We start from the raw sequence: 10,320 nt of genomic DNA, 5'->3' as shown, positions 1-10,320 counted from the left end.
AGGAAGGCAGCGAAGGCCTGGTCGCCACCATCACCGGCGCGGCCAGCAACAGCGCGTTCGAGAAAATCGACATCTCGGCCGACAAGGGCGCGGCCAGCAGCGTGGTGACCGACGAAAGCGGCGACCCGCAAGACCCGCAGAACCCGCTGGACAGCCCCTTCACCCTGCAACTGTTCGCCGTCGATGCTCAAGGCAACCCGGTGACCAGCTCCACCGTATCGGAAGAAGGCGAAACCAGCGCCTACTACGTGGTGCGCGCCGTCGACGCTCAGGGCCACGTGCTGGCCACCCAGCCGGGCGGCACGGTGACGGTCGGCTTCAGCCACCTCGGCAGCACCAGTGACGGCGACTACCGCGCCAGCCAGACCACGGTCACGGTCGGCGAAGTGTTCAGCGCCCAGGCGGTGAACGACGCGCTGGCCGACAACGGCGAGCAGTTCCGGGTCAGTCTGAACGGTGGCAGCTACAGCGCTGCGGCCAACTACGAGCGGGTGGACTACAGCAACGCCACGGTGATCACCACCATCGGCGACAAAGACACCGTCGTGGCCTTGCAGGAGGTGGTCGAGGGCAGTACCGGTAATGTGCTGAATGTGGCCAGTGGCGTCGAATTTGTTGGCCAGACCCAGCTGGGGGGGACGGTTTCGCTCAATGCAGCAGGGCAGTACGTCTACCAGGCTCCGGTGCGTAATCACTCGGATTCGGCAAGCGACGTTGACTCGTTCAGCTACACCAAGGCCGATGGTTCTACTGCTACTTACACCATCAATATTCTGGATACCGCCCCGCTTGCCGCGAACGATTCGGGCACCGTCAGCACGGGCTTGAATGTGCAGACTGCCGGCAGCAGCAAGCTGTTGGCCAACGACAGCGTGGTGGACAACTCTGCGGCCAACGCGGCCAAGGTTTACACCGTCACCGGCGAAAACGGCGTGGCAACCGAGCTGGGCAATGGCGAAGTGACGGTGGCCGGCAAGTATGGCGAGCTGACCGTCAAGGCGGATGGCAGCTACACCTATACCAGCAAGCTGGATACCGACATTAGCGCAGCCGAAGGCAGTGCGGCGCTGAAGGCAGCCTTTGGTGTTTACGGCTTCCAGAATGGCTCGTGGCAGAGCGGTGATGCGTTGAACCTTGCCGGTCTGACGGCGGATGCCACCGCCCTGGTCGATGTGCGCACCAGCGGCAACAATGCCAAACCGGGTATCGGCGTGTCGCCGGGCGGCAACGGCACCAATGACATCGGTGGTGGCGAGACACTGGTAGTCGGCCTGAAGGTCGCCTCCAATTTTGTGCAGATCGGCATCAACGAGCTGAACAAGGGGCAGGGTGATGCAAGCTGGAAGGCCTACGATGCGAATGGCAATCTGGTTGGCTCCGGCACACTGGTTTCGTCGTCCAGCAATGGCAGCTTGCAGAGCTTCAATATTTCCACCACGACCGCTTTCAAGTACGTGGCGCTGGGATATAGCGGTAGCCAGAACGGTTATGTGATCGACTCCATCAAGTACACGCCGGCAGAAGGAGCGGTGACGGAAACCTTCCGCTACACGGTGCAGGACAATGATGGCGATATCTCCAATACCGCGACGCTGACCCTCAATGGCACGCAGTCGACCACGGTATCGCCGATGGCTCTGCTGACGACCGAAGATACGGCGGTGGCACTGAACTGGGCTGTTCTCGGCATTTCCGATGCCGGGGCAACCGTGCGCGTGTCCGGCAACCAGAACGGCAACGGTACGATCCAGTACAAGGACGCGAACGGGGTGTTCAAGGTGCTCGGCCACAACGAGACCTCGACGTTCAGCAAGTCGGATATCGATGCGGGCAAGGTCAAGTTCGTGCCCAAGGAGCATGTTTCGGGAGCCGACCTTTATGGCGACAGCCAGGGCATCGGCAATAAGGGCAAGGATCTGGGCAGCATCAAGTTTGATGTGCTGAAAGATAACGTGGAAATTGCCCACGACAAGGAAGTGATCGTCGATGTGGTGCCGGTAGCCGACCAGCCGCAGCTGTCGCTGTCTGCCTATCAGAGCCTGGCGGCCATGGACTTCGATGCTGTGGACTTGGCGGGTAAGCCATGGAGCAGCGCGATCGACCTGAACACGGTTGGCGGTGCCAGCGGGATCGGTACCTGGCAGGCGAATGGCTGGGGCAAGATCGAGGTCGGCAAAGAGTCGGTGTATATCCCCGGTGGTTCTGGCAGCAACCAGGTAATGGAGATCGAGGGCGAGAACGGTGTCAGCCAGATCTACACCGACATCCAGTGCGAGGCCGGGCGCTTCTATCAGCTGAACTTCGATGTCGGGGCGCGTACGACGGGTGATAAACCGGTATCGACCAATGGCATGAAGATCCTGCTGGTGCAGCTGGATGTGAGTGGCAATCCGATTGCCGCCTCGCAAAAAGAGCTGTTTGACTTCAGCCCGACGCAGGTTGGCTGGGCCAAGGGGCAACAGCTTAGCCTTGGTATCGAGCAGAGCGGTAATTACCGCCTGATCTTCCAGGCAAAGGATGCCGGTGATTCCTACGGTGCCGTTCTGGACAATATCAAGTTCCAGGCGGTGGACAACAAGGGCTACGAAGATACCTTCATCAAGCTCAGCGCCATCAATGCGGCCCTGGTTGACGTCGATGGTTCCGAGACGCTGTCTGTCGAGATCAGCGGCCTGCCACAGGGGGCGGTACTGAAGGATGCGGCCAACCATAGCGTGACCGTTGGTTCTGACGGCAAGGTCAATGTGACTGGCTGGAGCCTGTCGTCCCTGCAGATCAAGGTGAACGAGCCGGGCAAGTACACACTGGCGGTGAAGGCAACGGCGACCGAAGTGGATGCCAGCGGCAAGGTGCTGGATACCGCGGTCAACGACATCAGCCTGCCGGTAGAGGTGCTGCAGGCCAATGCGGCGCCAGTGGCGAGTCCGCTGCCAAGCCAGGCGGATGGCACGACCGTCGTCGAAGGCTCGACGACGTCACACGGCAGCATTCTGGCGAATGATGGCATCACCGGTACGGTTTCCAAACTGTATGTGTCGCTGAACGGTGGCAGCACGAAGGTGGAGGTGGCACCGAGCGGTACTGAACTCGACACTGGCCATGGCAAGGTGACCATCCGGCCGGATGGCAGCTATACCTTTGTGGCCCGGGTGGTCGATCACACCGGCGATGCGGACAACAAGGTAAGCGATAGCTTCAGCTACAAGGCGGTGACCACCACTGGTGAAACCGCGTGGACTGCGGTCAGCGTGGCTGTGCTGGATACCAACCCTGTGGCGGTGGACGATTACGCGGCGGGCAGTGCGGTGGACACGAGGCTCTGCGGTAAGGTGCTGACCAACGATGCGGCCGTGGATGGCGGCAAGTCGGTGACCGGGTTCAGCTATCTGGGCAAGGACTATGCCGCTGGCGCAACGACGGATGACGGTCGCTTTACCCTGAAGGCCGATGGCAGCTACACGCTTAAAGCGCTTACCGCGACACTGGACGGTGAGCCTAGCGCTCAGCAGCTTGCCTCCGGCAAGGTTGGCAGTTTTGAATTGACCGGCCTTGCAGGCGACCCGCCAAGCAGCATTAGCAGTTTCAGCGCCGGCCAGAATCTGGGCTACAACAGCTCGGGGGCCGGTTCCGGCAAGGTGGGCTGGTCGGTGGATGCATTGCATGCTTCACGCCATACCGTGGATGGTGGCGAAACGCTGCTGGTCAAACTGGGCGGGACGGCCACCCAGGTCACGCTGACCATTGCCGAACTGAATGCCGGTACCGTGAAGCTGGTTGCCTATGATGCGGCGGGAAACAAGGTCGTGTTGGTGGATGACACGATCACCAGCGCCGAGGTGGGCAAGAACGGCAAGCCGGCGGACTTTACCGCCATCAGCAAGAGTGGTACGCCGATTGTCTATGTCGCCATGACGTACGAGGGCACCAGCGGTGATACCGGCAAGGGCAAGGACGACAGCCAGGGCTTCTTGTTGAAGGGGATGGCCTATACCGAGCTGTTGAAGCCGGCCAGCATCGAGTACACCATGAAAGATGCGGATGGCGATACCGACAAGGCCAGGCTGACGCTGGACCTGGCGCAGGTGGTCGGTAGTAGTGGCAATGACCAGATCACGGTGCTTCACGGTGAAGCCGGCACCGGTCTCGATGTCTGGGCGCAACTCCAGCCGTCAAGCGGGGCAAGCGCGCAGATGGTACAGACCGGCAGCACCAACCAGGTCATCGACAGCAAGGGCGGTAACGACTACGTGGAAGGCGGCGCCGGCAACGACATCATCTATCTGGGGGACTCGGGTAGCGAAACCATCGCCGGTCATGCCCCGGCTCAGGCCGATGTGCTGAAGATGGGGTTGATGACGATTGGTGGCCTGGGTGAGCTGGTTACCGACGCCTCCGACAACTCGCTGAGCACTGCCGCGCGGACATACGATCATACGGCCAATACCTCCGGCATTGCCTGGGCCGATCTGGCACATGGTGGCAGCGGCAACGACGTGATCCATGGCCAGGCCGGCGTGGACCTGGTCTACGGTGGTAGCGGCGACGATACCCTGCTGGGTGGGGGCGGCGATGATGGCCTGCGTGGCGGTGCCGGTAACGACCTGCTGATCGGCGGCCAGGGCAACGACGTGCTGCGTGGGGATATCGGCACCGATATCTTCAAGTGGCAGCTGGGCGATCAGGGCACCGCGGGGACGCCGGCCAGGGATGTGGTGATGGACTTCAATGTGGCGGAAGGAGACCAGCTGGATCTGGCCGACCTGCTGCAAGGCGAGAATGCCGGCAGTCTGGAGCAGTACCTGCACTTCTCGCAAAGTGGCGACGACACCCTGCTGCAGATCAGTACGCTGGGTGGCTTCTCTGCCGACGGTGCCAATGCCGCAGCGGTGGCGGATCAGCAAATTCTGCTGAAAGGGGTCGCTTTCGACAGCCTGGCGGGTACTGGCGCTTCCGATCACGACATTATTGAAAAGCTGCTGCACAACCCGGGGCAAAACCTGAAAGCTGACATGTAAGTCCTTCGTCCCATGATGGGGTACAAAGAGCCGGCAGCTGCCGGCTCTTTTTTCGTTGCTAAAGGTTGGGCTTGCGGCCAACCTCACTTAAACTGGAACAGCAATTGCTAGTCTGCGTACAACTTTTGCCGGAGCGTTGCTGTGAATAACATACCGATGCGGGATTCCCTGTTACTGAACTCCCACTTTCAGCCCATCTATAGCCTGGCGCACCGGCGCACGGTCGGCATGGAGGCGCTGCTGCGGGCGTCGGAGAAGGAGGTCTCGCTGTCGCCGCTGGAGGTGTACCAGCGTTATATCCGCCGCGACGAGCGGGTGGCGATGGATCTGGCGGTGTGTGCCGCGCATTGCCAGCGCTTTGCCGCCGCCGGCCACGCCCAGCGCTGGCTGTTCCTCAATGTCGATGCCATGACGCTGTCCGATCCGGACTACGCCGACCAGCTGGGCGCCCTCATCACCGAGTCCGGCATCGCGCCGCAGTCGGTGGTGCTGGAGGTGCTGGAGCAGGCAATCGAGCTGGATGCGCGCCTGCTGGAGGGCGTGGCGCTGTTGCGCGAGCAGGGCTGCCTGCTGGCGATCGACGATTTCGGCGTCGGCCATTCCAATATCGACCGGGTGTGCAGCCTGGAGCCGGACTTCGTCAAGTTTGACCGCCACCTGCTGCGCAGCGCGGTGACACAGCAGCGCACGCGCACCCTGTTGTCGCGGCTGGTGCGGCTGATGCACGAAATCGGTGCATTGGTGGTGGTGGAAGGCGTGGAAAGCGATTCCGACGTGGTGGTGGCGCTGGATTCCGGCTGCGACCTGGTGCAGGGCTACTACGTGGCACGCCCTGCGGCGGTACCGGACAGCGACCAGCTGATCACGCCGCGGCTCGACGCCAAGTGGGACGAGCTGATGAACCGTGAACTGCTGCGGCGCAAGCTCAACCGTCGCCAGATGGAGCTGTCGCGGCAGGCCTTCGTGCAGACGGCGATCGCGCTAATGCAGGGCAGCGAATTCGAGGTGGCGGCAAAACCGATGTTGCAGCTGCCGGACGTGATCCGCTGCTTCCTGCTGGATCAGGAAGGCCGCCAGCAGGGGCGCAACCTCAATTCCGGGCGCAACGGGAACGGGGACAATCTGCGCTTTTCCCCGCTGGAGGACACCACCGGCGCGGTGTGGTCGCGGCGCGCCTATTTCCAGCACGCCATCGACCAGCCCGGCGTGCTGTACATGAGCGAGCCCTACCTGTCGATGACCGATACCCGTATCTGCGTCACGCTGTCGATGGCGATCGAGATCGACGAGGTGCAGCACGTGCTGTGCAGCGACGTGCTGATGCCGGGGGCGGGGCGCAGCCTGTAGCCGCGGCCGCCGGCAAGCAAAAAGGCGACTCGCGAGTCGCCTTTTTGCTTGCCGTGGTATGGCTCAGTTGCCGGGCTGGATGCTGGCGGCCGGGGTCTCGGCCAGCGTCTCGAACAGGGTGACCACCTGCTGCACGCCGGTGGTACGGCTGGCGACATCGGCGGCGGCGGCGCCTTCGCTGGCGGTGACCAGGCCGAGCAGGTAGACCACGCCGCGGTCAGTCACCACCTTGATCGCCTGCGGCGGGTAGCCCTTGCCTTCCAGCAGGCGGGTGCGCACCTTGGTGGTGATCCACAGGTCGTTGTTCTTCTGCGCCAGGGTCGCCACCGGCGCCACCACCAGGTGGTTGTAGACGCGCTGCACATTGGGCGTGCCGCGCACCATCATCTCGATCTCCTGGCGTTGCGCCTCGTTCAGCGCCTCGCCGCTGATCAGCACCGCGCGGTTGTAGCTGGTGATGCTGATGCGGGCGCCGGCAAAACGCTCGCTGGTCTGGCGCAGCGATTTCAGCTCGATGGCCTGGTCCTCGACATAGGCGCCGCTGGTGCGGCGGTCGGTGGCGACCAGCGCGCCGGCGGCCACGCCGCCGGCAACCAGCGGGAAGCAGGCACTGAGACTGGCGGCGGCGCTGCTGGCCAGCAGCAGCGCAAGCAAACGGTTCTTCATCATTCTCCTCCGAGCAACATGCAATCGATGGCGTCGCATAGCGCATGGATCAACAAGATATGGACTTCCTGGATGCGCGCGGTGCGCAGGCTGGGCACATTCAGGTGGATGTCTTCCGGTGACAGGATTTCCGCGATCTGGCCGCCGTCCTTGCCGGTGAGCGCGATCACGCCCATGCCGCGTTCGTGCGCGGCGTAGATCGCCTCGATCACGTTGGCGGAGTTGCCGGAGGTGGAGATCGCCAGCAGCAGGTCGTTGTGGTGGCCCAGCGCCCGCACCTGCTTGGAAAAGATCATGTCGAAATCGTAGTCGTTGCCGATGGCGCTGAGCACCGAGCTGTCGGTGGCCAGCGACATCGCCGCCAGCCCCGGGCGCTCCTTCTCGAAGCGGCCAACCATTTCCGCGGCAAAGTGCTGCGCGTCGGCGGCGGAACCGCCGTTGCCGCAGGCGAGGATCTTGCCCTCGTTCATCAGGCTGCTGACCATGCGCTCGGCGGCCAGCGCCACGGCCGGCGACAGCTCGTCCATCACCTGCTGCTTGATGGCGATGCTTTCAAGGAAGTGTCCGCTGACACGTTCGATCAAATCCATGAGATTCCTTTGGTCGGTGGCGCTTAAGCGAAAATGTTCTTCAGCCACTGCGCCTGTTCGCCGCCATCGAACAGCACGGCGTCGAAACGGCAGGGGGCGTCAATGCGTTTGCTGCTGAGGTAAAGGTTGGCCGCAGTGTGCAGCTTGTGCTGCTTGGCGCTGCCGATGCTGGCGGCGGCACCGCCGAAGTGGGCCGATTGCCGGGCGCGCACCTCGACGAACACCCAGTAGGCGCCGTCGCGCATCACCAGATCCAGTTCGCCCTGCCGGCAGTGCCAGTTGCGCTCCACCAGCGTCAGCCCCTGCTGCTGCAGGAAGCGGCAGGCGAGGGTTTCGTAGTGGTCGCCGCTGGCCCGGCTCATTGCGACTCGCCGCGAATGGCGGCCGGCAGCTCGCGCTGGATCACCCAGTCCTTGCCCAGTTGCAGGTCGCCGGTGACGCCGCGCAGGCGGATGCTGGCCGGGTTACGGTTCTGTCCCAGCGCCTTGCCGAGGCGGAAGGCGTCCACCCCCAGCGCGTACAGGCGTTCGGTGGCCTTGGTCAGCGGCGTGGCCGGGCGGGCGATACCGGCGGCGTCCGGGTGGTTGGGCATCAGGAACCACGGCATGTCGACGAAGCGCACGCCGTCCAGTGCCGGGGCCGCCTGGCGGGTGTTGATCAGCGAGGTGGCGTAGGCGGGCAGCTCGGCCGGCAGCAGCGCGCGGCTGGCCTCCGCTTCCTTGTCGTCCAGCGCCAGGAACACGCTGTCGGCGCCGGCCAGCAGCGTGCTCAGCTGCGCGCCGTCCGGCTGCGTCATGTTCAGTTCCTGCGGAGCAGCCGGATGGCGCTGCGTCCAGCTCTCGGCGAAGGCGGTGCGCAGGCGCGCGGACAGCGCATCGTTATTGAACAGCACCAGCGGCGCCTTGCGGCCGTCGTCGCGCATCATGCGCGCGATCTGGCGCGCCTCGCTCTCGACCGCCAGCGACAGGCTCCACACCTTGCCACCGGCCGGCGCCTTGCTCAGCGTATTCAGCACCAGTGTCGGCACGCTGGCCTGTGCCGCCACGTTGGCCGCACCCTCGCGGGTCAGCGGTCCGACGATCACGCTGGCGCCGGCGGCCAGCAGTTGCTGGTAGCCCTTCACCGCATCGTTCTCGCTGGCCAGCGCGACGAAGCTGAGCTGGACGTTGCTGTCCTGCTGCGCGGCGGCGTCGAAACCGGCCTTCACCACCTGGGCGGCGTCACCCAGCTGCGGAGCCTCCACCGGCAGCAGCAGCCCCAGGTGCAGGCGCGGCTTGTTGTCGCTGAGCCTGGCGGCGGGCGTGGCCGGCGTCGCGACGGCCGGGGTGGCCAGCGGTGCGGAGGCGGCGCTGGCGCCGATGTTCCGCAGCGTTTGCTGATTTTGCTGAAGGATATAGCCCGGCGACTGGGCAGCGGCTACACTTGCCGCCATTAAAACGGCTGTGCCGGATAACCAGGGAGCCAAAACGTGCAGACAATGCTTGATCACTTGATGAGTTCTGCCCAGGAAACGTTTATCAACGGGTCATTATATGTGCTGGCCACGCCGATTGGGAATCTGGCTGATGTGACACTGCGCGCCATTGCCGGGTTCCACGCCGCGGACATCGTTTTGGCGGAAGATACCCGCGTCACCGGCAGCCTGCTGGCCGCCTACGGCATCAGCAAGAAGCTGGTCAGTCTGCGCGAACACAACGAGCGCGAGATGGCGGCCAGCGTGATCCGCTGGCTGCAGGAGGGCAAGATCGTGGTGCAGGTGTCGGACGCCGGCACGCCGGGCATTTCCGACCCCGGTGCCCGCCTGGCGCAGGCGGTGTGGGCAGCCGGCCTGCGCGTGGTGCCGGTGGCCGGTGCCTCGGCGGTGATCACCGCCCTGTCCGCCAGCGGGCTGGATACCGCCCGCTTCCTGTTTCACGGCTTTCTGCCGCCCAAGCGCGGCCAACGTTGCAAGACGCTGCAGCAGTGGCAGGACGCCGACTACGCGGTGGTCTGCTACGAGGCGCCACACCGCATCCTGGAGTGCGTGGAAGACGTCGCCGCCACCCTCGGCGGCGAACGGCCGCTGATCCTGGCACGCGAGTTGACCAAGACCTTCGAGACCTTCCTGCGCCTGCCGGCGGCCGAACTGGCCGAGCGCATCCGCAGCGACAGCAACCAGCAGCGCGGCGAGTGCGTGCTGATCATCGACGCCGCCGCACCGGTGGAGCAGACGGCGGACAGCCTGCCCGCACCGGCGCTGGCGCTGCTCGCCGAACTGGCCGCGGTGCTGCCGACCAAGCAGGCGGCGGCGATCGTGGCGACGCATTATGACCTCAACAAGAAGCAACTGTACGAGCGGGCGCTGCAGCTGAAAGTGGCGGACTGAGCTTTACAAGGGGTAACGCCGCTTATACAATGCGCGTCTTGGATTTTTTCGCCCGGGTGGCGAAATTGGTAGACGCAGGGGACTCAAAATCCCCCGCCGCAAGGTGTGCCGGTTCGAGTCCGGCCCCGGGCACCACGAAAAAGTCCAGAGAAGTTCAAGAAAGTCCAGAAACCCGCACAGCGCAAGGCTCTGCGGGTTTTTTGTTGTCCAATAGCGTCCAGCTACGTTCAGTAACATCCAGCTTTTTTGTGTACCTTTTTGTGTACCTTTTTCTCGGCACCGGAAAAAAGGTACACACCCGCCTGTCATCAGCACCTTTTCCAATTCATACTCTGGT

Annotated in this window: 7 protein-coding genes and 1 tRNA gene; 4 read left to right on the top strand and 4 right to left on the bottom strand. The window is 63.7% G+C overall.

Going from position 1 to position 10,320, the window contains the following annotated elements; genetic code table 11:
* The first annotated feature begins 104 nt into the window (after window positions 1-104).
* Together IE100_RS15480 and IE100_RS15475 are read left to right on the top strand one after the other, a co-directional pair.
* Window positions 105-5,015: a type I secretion C-terminal target domain-containing protein gene (locus tag IE100_RS15480; protein ID WP_229800414.1), complete on the top strand. Its 4,911-nt coding sequence runs from the start codon at window positions 105-107 to the stop codon at window positions 5,013-5,015.
* A gap of 141 nt (window positions 5,016-5,156) precedes the next feature.
* Window positions 5,157-6,362 (top strand): sensor domain-containing phosphodiesterase, encoded by a 1,206-nt coding sequence (locus IE100_RS15475; protein WP_229800413.1) that lies wholly within the window; start codon window positions 5,157-5,159, stop codon window positions 6,360-6,362.
* Window positions 6,363-6,425: 63 nt separating this feature from the next.
* Here the strand turns inward: IE100_RS15475 and IE100_RS15470 are convergent, their stop codons facing one another.
* The 4 genes from IE100_RS15470 to IE100_RS15455 are packed head-to-tail and all read right to left on the bottom strand — an operon-like array spanning window position 6,426 to window position 9,050.
* Window positions 6,426-7,031 carry a BON domain-containing protein gene (locus tag IE100_RS15470; protein ID WP_229800412.1) on the bottom strand — a complete coding sequence of 202 codons (606 nt, stop codon included), beginning with the start codon at window positions 7,029-7,031 and terminating at the stop codon, window positions 6,426-6,428.
* Window positions 7,028-7,618: a phosphoheptose isomerase gene (locus IE100_RS15465; protein WP_189375420.1), complete on the bottom strand. Its 591-nt coding sequence runs from the start codon at window positions 7,616-7,618 to the stop codon at window positions 7,028-7,030. The genes IE100_RS15470 and IE100_RS15465 overlap by 4 nt, the downstream gene beginning before the upstream one ends.
* A gap of 23 nt (window positions 7,619-7,641) precedes the next feature.
* Window positions 7,642-7,980 carry a YraN family protein gene (locus IE100_RS15460; RefSeq protein WP_189375418.1) on the bottom strand — a complete coding sequence of 113 codons (339 nt, stop codon included), beginning with the start codon at window positions 7,978-7,980 and terminating at the stop codon, window positions 7,642-7,644.
* Window positions 7,977-9,050 (bottom strand): penicillin-binding protein activator, encoded by a 1,074-nt coding sequence (locus IE100_RS15455; RefSeq protein WP_189375415.1) that lies wholly within the window; start codon window positions 9,048-9,050, stop codon window positions 7,977-7,979. Before IE100_RS15455 ends, IE100_RS15460 begins: the two co-directional genes overlap by 4 nt.
* A 45-nt stretch (window positions 9,051-9,095) precedes the next feature.
* Here IE100_RS15455 and rsmI point away from each other — a divergent pair, with 45 nt between their 5' ends.
* Entirely contained in the window at window positions 9,096-9,983 is an 888-nt protein-coding gene (rsmI, locus tag IE100_RS15450) for a 16S rRNA (cytidine(1402)-2'-O)-methyltransferase (protein WP_373295307.1), read from the top strand.
* Window positions 9,984-10,033: 50 nt separating this feature from the next.
* Window positions 10,034-10,118: transfer RNA gene (locus IE100_RS15445), tRNA-Leu, on the top strand.
* Window positions 10,119-10,320 lie beyond the last annotated feature (202 nt).

Source organism: Vogesella alkaliphila (assembly GCF_014652475.1).
Lineage (GTDB): Bacteria > Pseudomonadota > Gammaproteobacteria > Burkholderiales > Chromobacteriaceae > Vogesella > Vogesella alkaliphila.
This window is presented reverse-complemented; position numbering and strand designations above follow the sequence as displayed.

What these genes read in the sequence shown, in the direction of transcription:
- IE100_RS15460 (WP_189375418.1), bottom strand. Translation starts at nt 7,980, where the DNA reads ATGAGCCGGGCCAGCGGCGACCACTACGAAACCCTCGCCTGCCGCTTC.
- IE100_RS15470 (WP_229800412.1), bottom strand. Translation starts at nt 7,031, where the DNA reads ATGATGAAGAACCGTTTGCTTGCGCTGCTGCTGGCCAGCAGCGCCGCC.
- rsmI (WP_373295307.1), top strand. Translation starts at nt 9,096, where the DNA reads ATGCTTGATCACTTGATGAGTTCTGCCCAGGAAACGTTTATCAACGGG.
- IE100_RS15465 (WP_189375420.1), bottom strand. Translation starts at nt 7,618, where the DNA reads ATGGATTTGATCGAACGTGTCAGCGGACACTTCCTTGAAAGCATCGCC.
- IE100_RS15455 (WP_189375415.1), bottom strand. Translation starts at nt 9,050, where the DNA reads ATGGCGGCAAGTGTAGCCGCTGCCCAGTCGCCGGGCTATATCCTTCAG.